General features: G+C 71.5%; 12 protein-coding genes and 2 pseudogenes. 7 read left to right on the forward strand and 7 right to left on the reverse strand.

Annotation, left to right across the window (positions count from 1 at the left end):
• Positions 1-225 precede the first annotated feature (225 nt).
• Both ABZX90_RS04025 and ABZX90_RS04030 read left to right on the forward strand, forming a co-directional pair.
• Positions 226-1,281, forward strand: a complete 1,056-nt coding sequence (locus ABZX90_RS04025; RefSeq protein WP_355201273.1) for a hypothetical protein — start codon at positions 226-228, stop codon at positions 1,279-1,281.
• Positions 1,282-1,461: 180 nt separating this feature from the next.
• Positions 1,462-2,028, forward strand: a complete 567-nt coding sequence (locus ABZX90_RS04030) for an isochorismatase family protein (RefSeq protein WP_355201275.1) — start codon at positions 1,462-1,464, stop codon at positions 2,026-2,028.
• Positions 2,029-2,086: 58 nt separating this feature from the next.
• Here the strand turns inward: ABZX90_RS04030 and ABZX90_RS04035 are convergent, their stop codons facing one another.
• The 4 genes and pseudogenes from ABZX90_RS04035 to ABZX90_RS04050 form a co-directional block, all read right to left on the reverse strand.
• Positions 2,087-3,223, reverse strand: a complete 1,137-nt coding sequence (locus ABZX90_RS04035; protein ID WP_355201277.1) for a serine hydrolase domain-containing protein — start codon at positions 3,221-3,223, stop codon at positions 2,087-2,089.
• A 90-nt stretch (positions 3,224-3,313) separates the two neighbouring features.
• Positions 3,314-5,098 (reverse strand): TIGR03767 family metallophosphoesterase, encoded by a 1,785-nt coding sequence (locus ABZX90_RS04040; protein WP_351119742.1) that lies wholly within the window; start codon positions 5,096-5,098, stop codon positions 3,314-3,316.
• Positions 5,099-5,355: 257 nt separating this feature from the next.
• Entirely contained in the window at positions 5,356-6,315 is a 960-nt protein-coding gene (locus ABZX90_RS04045; protein ID WP_351119745.1) for a pyridoxamine 5'-phosphate oxidase family protein, read from the reverse strand.
• 11 nt (positions 6,316-6,326) lie between these two features.
• Positions 6,327-6,410: pseudogene (locus tag ABZX90_RS04050) on the reverse strand (VOC family protein); the annotation flags it as partial.
• A gap of 127 nt (positions 6,411-6,537) precedes the next feature.
• Here ABZX90_RS04050 and ABZX90_RS04055 point away from each other — a divergent pair.
• Positions 6,538-7,143, forward strand: a complete 606-nt coding sequence (locus ABZX90_RS04055) for a CGNR zinc finger domain-containing protein (RefSeq protein ID WP_351119748.1) — start codon at positions 6,538-6,540, stop codon at positions 7,141-7,143.
• Between the two features lie 243 nt (positions 7,144-7,386).
• A complete protein-coding gene (locus ABZX90_RS04060) occupies positions 7,387-10,695 on the forward strand; it encodes a S8 family serine peptidase (protein WP_351119751.1) in 3,309 nt (1,102 codons plus the stop codon).
• A 117-nt stretch (positions 10,696-10,812) separates the two neighbouring features.
• Here ABZX90_RS04060 and ABZX90_RS04065 read toward each other — a convergent pair whose 3' ends face one another.
• Together ABZX90_RS04065 and ABZX90_RS04070 are read right to left on the reverse strand one after the other, a co-directional pair.
• Positions 10,813-11,583: a hypothetical protein gene (locus ABZX90_RS04065; RefSeq protein WP_355201280.1), complete on the reverse strand. Its 771-nt coding sequence runs from the start codon at positions 11,581-11,583 to the stop codon at positions 10,813-10,815.
• A gap of 1 nt (position 11,584) precedes the next feature.
• Positions 11,585-12,112, reverse strand: coding sequence for a sigma-70 family RNA polymerase sigma factor (locus ABZX90_RS04070; RefSeq protein WP_355201282.1), 528 nt, complete (start codon positions 12,110-12,112; stop codon positions 11,585-11,587).
• Positions 12,113-12,417: 305 nt separating this feature from the next.
• Between ABZX90_RS04070 and ABZX90_RS04075 the strand changes: the two genes are divergently transcribed.
• Positions 12,418-13,449, forward strand: coding sequence for an aspartate-semialdehyde dehydrogenase (locus ABZX90_RS04075; RefSeq protein ID WP_351119760.1), 1,032 nt, complete (start codon positions 12,418-12,420; stop codon positions 13,447-13,449).
• Positions 13,450-13,674: 225 nt separating this feature from the next.
• Complete coding sequence (locus ABZX90_RS04080) at positions 13,675-15,135, forward strand: sigma-70 family RNA polymerase sigma factor (RefSeq protein WP_355201284.1); 1,461 nt, start codon at positions 13,675-13,677, stop codon at positions 15,133-15,135.
• Between the two features lie 183 nt (positions 15,136-15,318).
• Here ABZX90_RS04080 and ABZX90_RS04085 read toward each other — a convergent pair whose 3' ends face one another.
• Positions 15,319-15,558 carry a hypothetical protein gene (locus ABZX90_RS04085; protein WP_355201286.1) on the reverse strand — a complete coding sequence of 80 codons (240 nt, stop codon included), beginning with the start codon at positions 15,556-15,558 and terminating at the stop codon, positions 15,319-15,321.
• Positions 15,559-15,672: 114 nt separating this feature from the next.
• Here ABZX90_RS04085 and ABZX90_RS04090 point away from each other — a divergent pair.
• Positions 15,673-16,117, forward strand: a pseudogene (locus ABZX90_RS04090) (3-hydroxyacyl-CoA dehydrogenase); the annotation flags it as partial.

A 16,117-nucleotide genomic window follows, 5' to 3' on the forward strand; every position in this document is an offset into this window, starting at 1 on the left:
GTGCGGCGGTCCTCATCCAGGCCGGTGCCTTCGCCGATGAGCTGATCCGATGCGTTCACTGGTTACGAAATGCAGGTATTCAGAGCCGTAACCCCTATTAATTGCCCTCCGGACCAGGGCCTTTCGGCTGTCGAACGCCAGTACTTTAGGGCGGGCTTGTCCGGCTTTGTCGACGGGCGTGTAACAGCGGTTAGAGGGCGGCTCCCCGGCGGGAAACCCCGGGTCATGAACCGCATCCCCCCGCTCTCCCCCCGCCCCCTCCACCACCTGTCCCCCGTACAGCGCCGGGTCCAGACCTCCGCCCAGCTGCGCAGCCGCGGCGTGACCACCGCCGACGTCAACGAGCAGTGCCGGCCCGGTGGAGCCTGGCAGCAGATCCTCCCGGGTGTCTTCCTCCTGCATTCCGGCCCGTCCACCCCCGAGGAACGACTGCACGCGGCGCTGTTGTACGCCGCCCGCTCCCCCGCCCCCGTACGGGCGGCCCGCATCCCCGTCCAGCCGGGTGCCGAGGAGCCGCACGCCGCCCAGCCCTACGGCGACGCGCTGATCACCGGCCTGGCGGCGCTGGCCCTGCACGGCTTCTCCTCCGCCCCGCCGCCGCTCTCCCTCGACACGATCGACGTGCTGGTCCCCCGCCTGCGCCGACTGCGCTCGACCGGCTGCGTCCGTATCGTGCGGACGCCCTCGCTGCCATCCCCCGCGTTCGTGGCCGGCGTCCCGGTCGCCGCCGTGCCCCGCGCGCTGGCCGACGCGGTCGCGGAACTGACCGACGCGGACGCCGTGCGCGGCCTGCTGACGGAGGCGGTGCGCGACGGCCACTGCGATCCGGCCTCCGTCGTACGGGAGTTGAAAGAGGCCCGGCTGCTCGGCCTCCCGCACGTGGTGGACGCCGTGGACGCGCTGAAGGCGGAGTGCAGGGCGGTCGCGGAGACCCACCTGTACCGGATGGTCCACGAGCACGGTCTGCCCGACCCGGTCTGGAACGTCGACCTGCGGCTGCCCGGCGGTCCGCACCTCGGCGGTCTGGACGCGTACTGGCCCGAGCAGGCGGTGGCGGTCGAGCTGGACACCCGCGCCCCCCGCCAGGACGAGGACGCCGTGTGGTCCGAGTACGCCCGCAAGCGCGAGCACCTGGAGCGGCTGGGCGTCACCGTCGTCCACATCACCCCGAGGAAGCTCCGGGAGTCGATGGAGCACCAGGCCACGGTCGTACGCACCGCGCTGATGGCCTCGACCGACCGAGATCCGGCGGCGTATGTCGTGGTGCTGCCCCGGTCGTGACGGACCGGGCGGTGCCAGAGGGGAGGGAAGGGGTCCGCGAGGGGTCCGCGAGGCGTTCTCGCGGACCCCTTCCCGTATTCCGGTGGCGTTGTCAGTGCCCCGATCTACTGTGTTGTGAGCAGGAGATCCATGACCGGACGCGACTGCCGTGACGAGTAAGCCGTGAGACAGGAGAGCCTGATGACGACCCTGCCCGATCGCCCGAACACCGCGCTGCTGGTGGTCGACATGCAGCACGGAGCGGTGGACGGTGCCCACGCCCTCGACAGCGTGATCGCGAACATCAACACGCTCGTCGCCAAGGCCCGCACCGAGGAGGTGCCGGTGATCTGGGTGCAGCACTCGGACGACGAGATGAAGCGGGACAGCGAGGCCTGGCAGTACGTGCCGGAGCTGGTCCGGCGCGACGGGGAGCCCGTCGTCCACAAGAACTACGGTGACTCCTTCGAGGCCACCGACCTGGAGGAGCTGCTCGCCGAGCGCGCCGTCGGCCATGTTCTCGTCACCGGCGCCCAGACCGACGCCTGTGTCCGCTCCACCCTCCACGGCGCCTTCGCCCGCGGGTACGACGTCACCCTGGTCGGCGACGCCCACACCACGGAGGACCTCACCGCGTACGGCGCCCCCACCCCGGCCGAGGTCGTCGCCCACACCAACCTCTACTGGAAGTGGCAGAGCGCGCCCGGCCGACGCGGGAACACGGTCGAGACGGCGAAGGTGAGCTTCGCGAGGGGCACCGCGGACTAGGGCCTGCCGCCGGTGGACGGTCGGGGCCGGGGCGACGGGAGCGGCTCGGCGGGGCCGACTACTTCCCGCAGAACTCCGCCTCGACCACCGCTTCGCTGTTCCCCGCCCAGTCCCCGTTGAAGTTGAAGGAGAGGGAGTGGCGGCCGTCCGCCGTGGTGAGGGCCGAGGAGGCCGAGCCGTGGATGCCGCCGTCGTGGCCCCAGACGTGGACGCCGCAGCTCAGTTTCCGGTCGAGGAGGCCGAGGCCGTAGGCGATGTCGGGGGCGCCGTCGATCCTGACCGTCGTCCTCATCTCCCTGAGCTGCTTGCGCGGCAGCAGCCTGCCGCGCAGGAGGGCCGTGTAGAAGCGGTTCAGGTCGGCGTTGTCGGAGATCATCTCGCCGGCGGAGGACGCCATGGAGGGGTTCAGGGCGGTGACGTCGTACGTCGGTCCCGTCGTCGTCGCGGCCAGCTTGGAGTACGCCCTGCTGCTGGGCCGCGGAACCGTCACCGTGGTGCCGGGCACCGAAGTGGCGTGCAGGCCCAGGGGTTTGATGATCCGGTCACGGATCTGGGACGCGTAGGAGTGTCCGGTGACCTTCTGGATCACCATCCCGGCCAGGACGTAGTTCGTGTTCGAGTAGTTCCAGGAGGTGCCCGGCGCGAAGTCCGGCCGGTGGGACAGGGCGATCGCGACGAGCTGCTCCGGCGTCATCGTGTCGTAGCGGTGCCGGAGGAAGCCGTCCTTCAGGAAGTGCGTGCGGGCGAAGTCCTCGTCGGCCGTGTAGTTGAAGATTCCGCTGGTGTGGTTGAGAAGCCGGCGGACGGTGATCCTGGTGCCGTCGTTGCCGTTGCCCCGCACCAGGCCCGGCAGCCAGTGGTCCACCGTGTCGTCCAGCGACAGCCGTCCCTCCGCCTCCAGTTGGAGGAGGACGGTGGAGACGAACGTCTTGGTGATGCTGCCGACGCGGTAGCGGTCGGCCGCGGAGCGCGGTGCGCCGGTCCGCAGGTCGCCCACGCCCGCCGTGGCGGACCAGACGCCGTGCCGGTCCTCGGCCGTCGCCGTCACACCCGGGACACCGTCGCGCACGGCCGCCTCCATGGCCTGCCGGGTCGGTGCGTGGTCCCCTCTGGCGGGCGCCGCCGCCGCGGGTCCCGCCAGCGTCGCCGCGATCGCCACGGCGGTCGCCCCCACCAGTCCCGTACGTACCCTCATGTCGTCCCCATCTCACCGTCGAACCTGGTCGACGGGACGGACACGAGGGCGCGCTCACGGGTTGCCCGGCCGGAGCGGGTTGGGCCGGTTTCAGCCCTTCTTCAGGATCAGCTCGGTGTTGCGGTCGCGGGAGGTGCCCGAGAGGTCGGTGCGGGCGCCGGGCGTGTTGAAGGAGATCTCGCGGTAGAGCGCCGCGAGGCCGGTCTGGGTGAGGTCGGAGAAGTCCGTGGCGTGCGGGGCCGCGGACTCGACGAGGGTGGTGAACAGGGAGAGCGTGCCGTCCTTGTTGTCGACCAGCTCGATGACGCGGGCGAGCTGGGGGAAGTCGATGTGGGAAGCGGTGGAGATCTCCCAGAAGGAGCGGTTGCCGGGGGCGGCGTGCGGGGTGATCTGGTTCTTGTGGGAGTGGCCGTTCACCCAGGCCAGGGTGTTGCTGAAGCTGGCGAGAAGGGCGACGACCTCGTCCCCGCCGTGCCGCCTCTCCGCCGGGTGGGCCGGGTCGGGTTGGGTGTTGCGCATCGTCTTGCTGGTGTGGTGGCTGAAGACGACGACGTACGCGTCCTTGTTCTCGCGCAGCGTCTTCTCCAGCCAGCGCAACTGCGCCGTGCCGATGGAGCCCTCGTAGTGACCGCCGGGGTCGGTGGTGTCGAGGCTGACGCCGATGACGTCCTCGGCGATGCGGAAGGTGTAGTACTGCGTGCGCGCCGCGAGGTTCGCGGAGGAGTAGCCGTGGCCGATCGGGCCCGGTCCGGTGTTCGCCGGGTCGAGGTGCGCCTTGACGTACTCGGCGGGCGTGAACGGGGCACGCTTCTCGTCGGGCGTGACCGAGCGCATCTGCCGGGTGTGCGCCTTGAGCAGGTCGTGGACCTCTTTGCCCTTCGGGCTGGTGCCCTTCTTGAGGCTCTTGGCGAGCGCGGCGCTCTCCGCCGTGCCGACCGACATCAGCTTCTTGCCGCCGACGGCGAATTCGGTGAGGTACGAGTCGCCGCGCGTGGCGTAGCAGCCCATCGGGAGGGCGTCGTGGTTGCCGACGGTGGAGTACCAGGGCAGGCTCAGGCCGGGGCTGCGCAGCTCGCGGATCGCCGCCTCCAGGAAGCCCTGGATACGCGGGAAGCCGCGCTGCTTGTCGGCATCACGCAGGGCCGCGTCGGGCTGCCAGTACGTCTTGAGGCCGCTGGCCTGGACGCCCTCGTAGTGCCGCGGGTCGCCGCTGTTCGGGCTGATGCGGCCACCGCTCATGACCTTGAGGAACCACTCCAGCTCCGTCTTGGAGTTGTTGTCCGTGTTGTCCCCGGTGGTCATGACGAAGTGCAGCGGAGAGCCGGTGACGGGGGCTCCGCGCAGGGAGTTGACGCGTTCCACCAGCGAGACCGCGCCCGCGACGGTCAGCGTCTCCTGCGGACGCCAGGCGCTCGTGTTCTGGGCGCGCAGGAACTCCAGGCGCAGCGGGTGCTGGGCGTCGGTCAGGTGCATGTCGGTGAGCTGTACGAACGCGGCGAGCGCGGTGCGCCGGTCGGCGCGGCCCGTCTTGCCCGCGGCCAGTTCGTCGCGCACGACCCGCTTCCAGCCGGCGCCGTCACCGAGCCGGTGGTATCCGGAGGAGCCGGAGCGCGGGGCGGCGACGCCGCTGAGCGTGGTGCCGCGTGTGTACGGGGCCAGCTGGGCCGGTGCCTGCGGACTGACCGCGCCCGCCTGGGCCTTGGAGTGGGCGACGGAGTCGGCGACGGTCCTCTGCGCCGGAACCGCGGCGTGCGCGGGGGACTCCGGACGCAGGGCGAGACCGATCCCCGCGGAGAGGGACACCGCTCCGGTGGCGGCCAGCAGGGTACGGCGGTTGAGGGCGGGTATGTCGGCGACAGAGCGTATGCGCGGCATGGCGCGGTCTCCCCGAGTGCGAACGCGTCGGCAGTGGCCGCGGGGCGCTCGACTGGTGAACACCCCGCTCATACTGGATCGTTGGCATTGGGGATGACCTGCGCGTTAACTGGGCGGCAACGGGCAGCGCCGATCACCGTACGTGGATCTTGTCGCACCCTGGGCGTCCATGGAGTCCTGTCCGAACGGCCCGTGGGCGGTCACTCCGCGTTCATCTTCCGGGGTAGGGGAGGTGATTCCGGGGCTGTCGCCGCCGTTCAGGGGTTGGCCGGAGAGTACGCGGGGGCGGACCAGCGCAGGGGGCTGGCGGCGGGCGTCTCGACGGCTTCGGTGAGGGTGAACCGGACGGTCCGTTCGCCGTCGGCGGTGAACTCCGTGCGGGCCGTGCCGGTCAGTTGGAGCACCGCTCCCGTGGTCCAGTCCAGGAACAGAAGACCGGCGCGCGGGTCGGCCACCAGATTGCCGAGGGTCAGGAACATGGAGTTTCCGGGGTAGTCGCGCCAGCTCAGTGCGCCGGGCGTATCGACGCGCACGAAGCCGGGGTTGCCGCCGCGATGGCTCGCGTCGGCGCCGTGCGCGTGGACCGTGGCGAGGAAGAAGGTGTCGGCGGCCTCGACGAACTCCCGCTGGGAAGTTGTGAGTTCGCTGCCGTGCCGGGGAACGCCCGCCGTGCGGCCGACCGTCTCGTACGCGTCCCTCTTCTGGAGGTACTTGGGGCAGTTGGCGAAGACCTGGTCCGCCTCGACCGCGAAGCCGCGCGGGGTCGGCCGGACCCGGCCGCCCAGGCGCATCCGGCGGCGGGTGCGCGGGTCGAGGGCGATGGTGCCGACGGGCGTACCCGGGGTGGCGAGCGCGGCCGTGAGCGGATCGCCCGCGTGGAGGCCGCCCACGACGGAGATCTGGTGGGGTCCGGTGGCGCGCACGAATCCGGGCCTCCCGGTGAGCAGCGAGGCCCACACGCGACCGTCTCCCGGGGTGGCACCGCCCGCGGTGCCGATGCCGCTTCCCGGCTCCGCGCCGGTCCCGGATCCCCGGCCGCCTCCCGTTTCCGCGCCGCTTTCCGGCTCCGCCGCGCCGACGACCAGCATCGGTTGCTGTTCGAGGAAGGCGGCGGCCACCGGGCGGATGCCCTGCCCGATGGACCGGCCCACGTGATCGGCGAGCTCGCGGACGCCGACGCGGTCCTGCATCGCCCGCGAGCCCGGGTGATAGGTCATGACCGCACGCCGAAGCCCAGGACGTCGCGGTAGAAGCCGAGCGAGCGGTCGAGGTCGGTGACGTTCAGGCCGATGCGGCCGGTGCGCGGAGTCATGACAGTCCCCTTCTACCGGTGGCCACCTCAGGAGAGGCTAACCCTCGTAATCGAGGTTAAGGGTTAGGATCGAGAGCGTCAACCGGTGACCTACTCTTGAGCGGTTAGCAGCGAAGGGAGACCCGCCATGCCAACCAGTCCCGACCCCCGCCCCCTCACCGGTGAACCGGTCTCGCTCGACCTGCTCAACACCCGCTGGAACCACGAGGGCGGGGCACGGGATCTGCTGACCGACACCGAGGGCCTCGCGGTGTGGCTGGCGGGCAACGGGCTCGACTTCCCGGCCGACGACGCCGTCCTGCGGCACACGCTCGAAGCCCGCGACGCCCTGCGCGCGGCGATCGACACACCCCGAGGGCCGGGCGACGGGCAGGGCGGGACCGAGAGCGACGGGAGCCCGGCGGGCGCAGGCCTCCGGCTCCCGGCACAGGCCGCCGCCCGCGTCGACGCCGTCCTCGCGCACGGGCGCGTCCGGCTGACCCTGACCCCCCGGGGGCCGGGCGGGACACCCGAGTTCGACGACCCCTCCTGGGGGCCGGCCTGGCTCGCCGCGCGCAACTACCTGGAGCTGCTGGACGCCGCCCCGGACCGCATCCGCCGCTGCGCCCACGAGACGTGCGTCCTGCACTTCTTCGACACCTCACGGAACGGCACCCGCCGCTGGTGCTCGATGGCGGCCTGCGGTAACCGCGCGAAGGCGTCCCGCCACTACGCGCGCACAAAAGAGAGCTGAATCGACAAAGCGAGACATCCGCTCTGTCCGGGATATCCGCCGATAGCGCGCTATCACCGACGTGACGCATGGCGGAAGTGCGCCATGGCTTCATCCCGCCACGGTCAACTCTCCCCAAACAACTGTCCCTTGGGTAAAGCTGAGCGGTCATCCGGGTTCACATACCGGACTGACGCGACCGGTCCGCACTAACCGCCGGAACCGGCCGTTCCACGCTCGTTCCTTTACCTACAAGGGATGCAGATGACCTCCGACCCTCAGCGCGCTCCGATATCGGGCGCGAGACGCGTGGCTCGCATTGCGGTGGCCGCAGGCCTGGTGGCCGCGCTCTCCGCGGCCGGGCCGATACCCATGGCCTTCTCCGCGGACCCGGGTGCGCCCACGGCCGACCCGGGCACCAAGTCCGCAGCCGCCAAGCTCGGTTCGTCCGACGCCGACCTCCTCACCGAGGCCAAGGCGAACGGCGACAAGAACGTCACGATGATGATCGCCACGGCTCCCGGCCAGACCGAGCAGGTCGCCAAGGAACTGGACGCGGTCAAGGGCGGCTCGGTGGGCCGCACCTACGACAAGCTCGGCTACGTCCGGGCCACCGTCCCGACGGGCCGGGCGGACTCGGCCATCGCCGCCGCCGCGAAGCTGTCCTCGGTGCACGGGATCGACCTGCGCCAGGAGATCGCGCTGGACGACCCGACCCCGAGCGCCGACACCGCCAAGCGCGGCGCCAACACCGCCACGGCCGCCACCTACGCGGGCCCCGGCAAGAACACCCCCGCCGAGAACCCGTACAACCCGTCCTTCGAGACGGGTGCCGTCGACTTCGTCAAGGATCACTCGAAGGCGGACGGCCGGGGCGTCACCATCGGCATCCTGGACTCCGGTGTCGACCTGGGCCACCCCGCGCTGCAGAAGACCAGCACCGGCGAGCGCAAGATCGTCGACTGGGTCACCTCGACCGACCCGATCCTCGACAGCGACGCGACCTGGCGCCCGATGATCACCCCCGTGGCCGGGCCCACCTTCACGTACAGCGGCAAGACGTGGACGGCCCCGGCGGGTTCGTACGAGATCAGCACGTTCCGGGAGTCGGCGACGACGGGCGGCGACGCCAAGGGCGACGCGAACCGCGACGGTGACACCACCGACACGTGGGGCGTGCTCTACGACCCGGCGGCGGGCACGGCCACCGTCGACCTGAACAACAACAACGACTTCACCGACGACGCGCCGATGAAGCCGTACAAGGACGGCTTCCAGATCGGCTACTTCGGTACCGACAACCCGGCGACGGACGTCGTCGAGCGGCAGCCGTTCGTCGTGGAGATCCGCAAGGACGTGCCGATGGACCCGTTCGGCGGGTCCTGGGTCGGCAAGAAGGCCGACTTCGTCAACATCGGCGTCATCGAGTCCGAGCACGGCACCCACGTCGCCGGCATCACCTCGGCCAACGGGCTCTTCGGCGGGAAGATGAACGGCGCCGCCCCCGGCGCGAAGATCGTCTCCTCCCGTGCCTGCACCTGGACCGGCGGCTGCACCAACGTCGCGCTCACCGAGGGCATGATCGACCTCGTCGCCAACCGCGGCGTCGACATCGTCAACATGTCCATCGGCGGTCTGCCGGCGCTCAACGACGGCAACAACGCGCGCTCCGAGCTCTACACGCGTCTCATCGACACCTACGGCGTCCAGCTGGTGATCTCCGCGGGCAACTCCGGCCCCGGCGCGAACACCATCGGTGACCCGGGTCTCGCCGACAAGGTCATCTCGGTCGGCGCGACCATCTCCAAGGAGACCTGGGCGTCCAACTACGGCTCGCAGGTGGAGAAGAGCTACGCGATGCTGCCCTTCTCCTCGCGCGGCCCGCGTGAGGACGGCGGCTTCACGCCGACGCTGAGCGCGCCCGGCGCCTCCATCAACTCCACCCAGACCTGGCTGCCGGGCTCCCCGGTCGCCGAGGCGGGCTACACCCTGCCGGCCGGCTACTCGATGCTCCAGGGCACCTCGATGGCATCCCCGCAGGCCGCGGGTGCCTCGGCGCTGCTGCTGAGCGCGGCGAAGCAGAAGGGCATCAGCCTCACCCCCGCCACCCTGCGCACCGCGCTGACGTCGACCGCCGACCACATCAAGGGCGTTCAGGCGTACGAGGAGGGTGCGGGCCTCATCAACATCGGTGACGCCTGGGCCTCCATCAAGGACGGCGCCACCGCCCACGAATACAGCGTGAAGGCCCCGGTCGACACCGCGATCGACTTCGCGCTGAAGACACCGGGCTTCGGCACCGGCCTGTACGACCGCGAGGGCGGCCTCAAGGCGGGCCAGCGCAAGACGTACGACATCACCATCACGCGTACGTCGGGCGAGGACCGGGCGATCCGGCACGAGCTGTACTTCGAGAACAACGCCGCCGGCACCTTCCGGATCGTCGGCTCGGACGAGGTCAAGCTCCCGCTCAACCAGCCGGTGACCGTCAAGGTCCAGGCCGCGCCGAAGTCGGCCGGTCTCAAGAGCGCGATCCTCGAGGTCGACGACCCGCGGACCGAGGGCGTCGACAAGCAGATCCTGTCGACCGTCGTGGTCTCGTCTCCCGTCAAGTACACGTATGCCGCGTCGAGTTCGGTGCAGCGCAACAGCACCACGTCGTACTTCGTCACGGTCCCCGAGGGCGCCAAGTCCCTTGAGGTGGCGATCGGCGGGCTGAAGGACAAGAGCCAGACCCGGTTCATCGCGATCCACCCGTACGGCGTTCCGGTCGACAACACCGGTACCCCGTACTGCTACAACAACTACCTCGACGGCAACGGCTGTGCCCCCGGCGTGCGTTCGTACGCGGACCCGCAGCCCGGCGTCTGGGAGATCGAGGTCGAGGCGCGCCGTACGTCGCCGCTGCTCGACAACCCGTACAAGCTCGATGTCGCCGTGCTCGGCGCGGCCTTCGACCCGGCCGTCGTGACCGTCCCGGAGGCCAAGGTCGGCACGCCGGCCACCGCCTCCTGGAAGGTGACAAACAACTTCGCCGCGCTCGACGGCAAGCTGAAGGGCGGCCCGCTCGGTTCCTCGAAGAACGCGCGGCCGACCATCGCCGACGGCGTCACGCAGACCACCACGGTCGAGGTGCCCGCGGGCGCCGCGTCGCTCGACGTGGCCATCGGCAACGTCTCGGACAACGCCGCCGACCTCGACCTGACGGTGAAGAACGCCGCCGGGACCGTCGTCGGACAGTCCGCGGACGGCGACTCGGAGGAGGCCGTCTCCATCGCCTCCCCCGCCGCCGGGACGTACACCATCGAGGTCGCGGGCTACTCGGTCCCGTCGGGCTCTACCGCGTACGACTACCAGGACGTGTTCTTCTCGTCCGCGCTCGGCACGGTCTCGGTCGACGACTCCACCCCGGTGAAGCTCGCGACCGGCGCCTCGGCCACGGTGTCCGGTTCGGTCATCGCCGCCGCGGCGGCGCCCGAGGGACGCGAGTTCTTCGGACAGGTCCAGCTGGTGAACGCGCGCGGCACGGTCGCGGGCCTCGGCAGCGTGAAGATCGAGAAGGTCACGCCGTAACGGCGTGACCCCCGGCCGCGTGAGCGGTCCGGGACATGGGGGGGCGGGCGTCCGGAAACGGGCGCCCGCCCTTTCGTGTGCCGTGCCGTGCGGGGGCCGCTCAGGCCTTGCCGCGCCTCACCGCTCGCACTTCATCCCCCGGGCCGCGGGCAGCGCCTTGACGATCCACGACCGGTCGCGGGCGATCTTCTTCTCCCCCGTCGTCCAGATGTCGGGAGTCGCGGCGTGCTGCTGGATGCCGACCAGCACCTCGTCCCCCTGGCGCAGCCGCGGAACGACGTTCCGGTCCATCAGGAAGGTGACCTCCTTCTCGCCCTTGGCCGGCTTGTAGTAGTGGTACACGTCGAGGGTGATCCGGCTCTGGTCGGTGCCGGGGACCGGCAGCACCTCCGCGACCGTGCCCTCCGCGATGAGCCGGGAGCAGGCGATGTAGCCGGGCGCGCTGAACGCGTTGGCGCTGTCCGCCTTGGCATCGCCGGAGGAGGCCTGGTCCATTCCGCCCATCCCGCTGTGCGCGACCAGCCAGCCCATCCCGACGACCATCGAGGCGACCGCGGCCGCCGCCAGGACGCCGATGCCGACGCCGAGGGCGCCACGATGCCGGGAGCGCCTCTTCGGGGTGCCCCCCGGACGCCCGTCCCCGGACCTCCGCGCCCGTCGGAACCCCTTGGACCCCTTGGCCTTCTGGGACGCTCGGACCGGATCGGTCGCCCTCCCGGAGTCCGCCAGCGCGTCACCGATGATGATCAGCTGCTCCCGGAGCACGTCCACGTCCTCGCGTGCCGACCGGTGCTCGGCCATGAACGCGACATCGTCGCCGGCGCCCTCGGGCAGGGGAGCGTCCGTGATCGCGGCCAGCAGCGCGTCCACACCTTCGTACTCGGCCACGTCACACCACCTCGTCCTCGTGCAGGCGGGCGCGCAGCGCGCGGACCGCCGTGTGCAGCCTGCTCTTGACCGTGCCCTCGGGTATGCCGAGTTCGTCGGCGATGTCGCGTACGGGCAGGTCCGCGTAGAACCGCAGGACAAGGACCTGGCGCTGGGCGTCGGGCAGTTCGTCCAGTCCCTGGGCGACGGCCAGCGACAGCACGCTGGACTCCTCGTCGGAGGGCTGCTCCAACTGCCGCAGCGAGGCGAGGCGTTCGCCCAGCCGGTCCTGTCGGCGCCGGGCCCGGTGCCAGTCCATCGCGAGGTTCGAGGCGACGACCGCCGCCCAGGCGGACACATCGCGCGGCGCCTCGTCCCCCTTGGCGGCCCGCTCCAGCAGTCGCAGCCGGACCTGCTGCACCCCGTCCGGCAGGTCCGCCTGTGGTACGCCGCCGAGCGCGAGCACCGCCCGCACCCTGCGCTCCTGCGCCGCGTCCAGGGGGTCGTCCGCCCCCGGTGCGCGGCGTGGCTTTCTGCGCAGCACAGCCACCCCTCCCCTCCCGCGTTTCCCCTACGACGCCGGTGCGGCCCAAAACGTTCGACACGGTTCGAGTCGTACGTCACACCGGGCCCGAATCCATGACGGCGCCCACACCGTACGGCTTGCGGTCACTCCGCGTCGCCGGGCGATTTCCTCATACCCGGACGCCCGGCCGCCGCAGGATCGCGCACCTCGGCGCGTGTCCCGGCGTCCCACGTCTTGAGCGGCGCGACGAAAGGATTGGACACGCGGACCCGGGTCAGACGCATGATGGAAGCGCTGGACCACGTGAAACGCACGCAAAGGGAGTCGCCGTGAGGGTCGGAATCGTCGGAGCCACCGGTATGGTCGGCACAGCCATGCGCAAGATCCTCGTCGAGCGGGCTGCATTTAACTCGATCGGCCCGGTCGAGGAACTGCGTCTGTTCGCCTCGGCCCGTTCGGCCGGGACGGTCCTCGACGGGGTCACGGTGGAGGACGCTTCCACAGCGGACTACTCGGGCCTGGACATCGTGCTGTTCTCCGCGGGCGGGGCCATCTCCAAGGCGCTGGCCGAGAAGGTCGCCTCCCAGGGCGCCGTCGTGATCGACAACTCCTCCGCCTGGCGCAGGGACCCCGAGGTACCCCTCGTCGTCTCCGAGGTGAACCCGCACGCGATCGCCGACCGCCCCAAGGGCATCATCGCCAACCCGAACTGCACGACGATGGCCGCGATGCCGGTCCTGAAGCCGCTGCACGAGGAGGCGGGCCTGGAGGCGCTGGTCGTCGCCACCTACCAGGCGGTGTCCGGCTCCGGCGTGGCCGGCGTGGCGGAGCTGCACGGCCAGGCCCTGAAGGTCGTCGGTGAGGCCGACCGGCTGACGCACGACGGCGAGGCGGTCGACTTCCCCGAGCCGCAGGTCTACAAGCGCCCCATCGCCTTCAACGTGCTCCCCCTCGCGGGTTCGATCGTCGACGACGGTCTGAACGAGACCGACGAGGAGCAGAAGCTGCGCAACGAGTCCCGCAAGATCCTGGAGATCCCGGCCCTCAAGGTCTCCGGCACCTGCGTCCGGGTCCCGGTGTTCTCCGGCCACTCCCTCCAGGTGAACGCCCGCTTCGCCCGCCCGCTCTCCGCCGAGCGCGCCACCGAGCTCCTCGCGGGCGCCCCGGGTGTCGTCCTCTCGGACATTCCGACCCCGCTCCAGGCCGCCGGCAAGGACGCCTCGTACGTCGGGCGCATCCGGCCGGACGAGACCGCCGAGCACGGCCTCGCGCTGTTCGTCTCCAGCGACAACCTCCGCAAGGGCGCCGCGCTGAACGCGGTCCAGATCGCGGAGCTGGTGGCGGCCGAGCTCAAGGGCTGACTCCCGGATCCACCGCGCGTCCGAAGGGGCGGGGCACCGGCCGGTGCCCCGCCCCTTCCGGATTCCACGGGTGCGGCGCTTCCGCAGCGCCTCGGGCGACGCAACGGATACCGTCACGTCGTACCGCATGACGAAAGCCCGGAGGTCCCCGTGGTCGTCGATGCCGTGTGCCCCAGTTGCGGAAAGGCTCTGCCCGACCGGGCGGGGCGCACAGGGCGGAGCTCGGTGTACTGCTCCGCGGCCTGCCGGCAGAAGGCGTACCGGGACCGTCGAACGACACACGTCGACACCGTGCACGGGCTGATCGAGGAGGTCGGGCGGCAGGTCGCGGCGCTGGTGCCGCAGCCGCCGTCCGTCTTCTACTCCGGTGTGAGCGAGCTGGCCTCCTCGGTCGCACGGTTGCGCCGTATCGCCCGGGTCGCCCGGGACACCGCGAAGGACGATTCCGTCACACGGTCCGCCGTGACGAAATCCCAGGGCGCACCGGCCGCGCGCGCCGGAGAGACGTCCGCCGGAGAAACGCCCGCCGGGGGCTCCGTCGCGCCGCACACCCCCGTCCCGCGGACCACCGCCGGACCGGGCGTCCCCGCGCCGGATTCCGTCACACCGGATTCCGTCACGCACGACCCGGTGACCCACGACCCCGTGACCCACGACTCCATGACGCGCGGCTCCGGGTCGCGACGGTCCGACGCGCACGCCCTCCTCGGGGAGAGCGACTTCGCCGTGCTCGTCGAGCCGTACCGGCGTGAGCTGCGCGTGCACTGCTACCGCATGTCGGGCTCGTACGACGACGCGGAGGACCTCGTCCAGGAGACGTTCCTGCGGGCCTGGCGGGCGCGGGAGGGCTACGCGGGGCGGGCGAGCCTGCGGACCTGGCTGTACCGGATCGCCACCAACACCTGTCTGGACTTCCAGCGGCGCACGGCCCGCCGCCCTCAGCGCTACGAGCCGATCCCCGGCATGAACCACGGCACCGCCGAGCCTTTGGCCCGTATCACCTGGCTCCAGCCGTACCCCGACGAGGACCTGCCCTCGGCCGAGGAGCAGCCGGCCGCGCTCGCCGTCTCCCGGGAGACCCTGGAGCTGGTCTTCCTGGCCGCCATCCAGCATCTGCCGGCCCGCCAGCGCGCCGTCCTGGTCCTGCGCGACGTCCTCGGGTTCTCCGCCGCCGAGACCGCCGAGGCGCTGGAGATGACGGTGGCCTCGGTCAACAGCGCCCTGCAGCGCGCCCGGCCCACTCTCCGCGACCGTCTGCCCGCCCGCCGCACCGACTGGACCGCCGAGGCGGACGCCCGCGAGCGGGAGATCCTCGGGCGCTACATGGCCGCCGCCGAACGCCTCGACCTCGGCGCGTTCACCGGCCTGCTCAGCGAGGACATCAGGCTCACCATGCCGCCGAACCCGTACTGGTTCGTCGGCCACGCCGCGATCACCGAGTTCCTGCGGATCAGCCTGGACCCCGCGTCCCCGCTGTTCCTCGGTCACTGGCGCCACCTTCCCGCCCGCGCCAACGGCGGACTCGCGGCGGGGGGCTATGTGCGACGCCCGGGTACGACGGTGTACCGCGCCCAGGTTCTCGACGTACTCCGCATCGAGGGCGACCGCATCGTGGAGATCACCTCCTTCGAACCGCACCTGTTCCCGGCGTTCGGACTGCCGCTACGGCTCCCCGCGAACCGGTGAACGACGGGCCGGGACCCGGGGCGGGGACGGGGGCGGCGAGCGACGCTCGACAGCGCCTCCGCGTACGGCAGTCCGATGAGCACCGGCACGTTCGTCGACGTCACCGGCGGGATGGTCCCCCGGTGAGCCGGCGCCCCCGCCACCAGGTGCGCGCCCACAGCAGGTGGACCCCGCCGAGGGCGATCACGACCGCCGCGGAGTCCAGGCGCCGCGCGGCGGAGTGGCCGGGGCCAGCCGGGTCAGCGCACGGGCGAAGAGGGTGATGTCGGCGGGCAGCGTGACGGTCGCGAGGAACGCGAGACACAGCGTGGTGCCGACGACGAGCACCACGCGCGGCCGCGCATCCCGCTGGACCGTCACCCCTGCGACGGCCCCGACTGGCAACTCGTACCGCCCGGCGTCCTGCTGCTGCCCGGCGACCACGGCGCGGGCGAACGCGACCCGAGCGGCTTCGTCGCCGAGAGCACCTGGCTGTACCCCCGCCGCTACGGCACCCTCACCGCGCTGATCGAGACACCCGCCTGGTGCGTGCCGGCGGTGAGCGACGCCCGGCCCGCGGCCGCCCCGGCGGGCGAGATGGCACGGGTGCGCGAGGTGCTGCTGGGCCACACGGAGGAGCTGACGGCCGCCCTCGGCGTGGGCGGGGACGCGGCCGTCCCCGAGGACCTGACGCCGCTGCGCGACGCCGCGCGTGAACTCATCGAGGTGGCGCGGTCGATCGCCGACACCTGGGCCACGGAGGAACAGAGCCCGTACCAGGGCCACTTCGCGACGCTCGGTATCGCCGCGCGCCGTATCCCGCTGCGCGCCGCCGCCATGATGCGCCGCGCCCTCGCGCACACCCGTCCCGAGATCTCGGACCGCCTCACGGACCTGGTGCGCGAGTGGTGCCGTGAACTGGAGAAGTCGTACGCCCCCCGCCGGGTCCCCGTCTCTGCCCAGACCGGTCTCCAGGTACGGACGATGGTCGACACCGCCCGCC

The organism is Streptomyces sp. NPDC002935, from assembly GCF_040611295.1.
Lineage (GTDB): Bacteria > Actinomycetota > Actinomycetes > Streptomycetales > Streptomycetaceae > Streptomyces.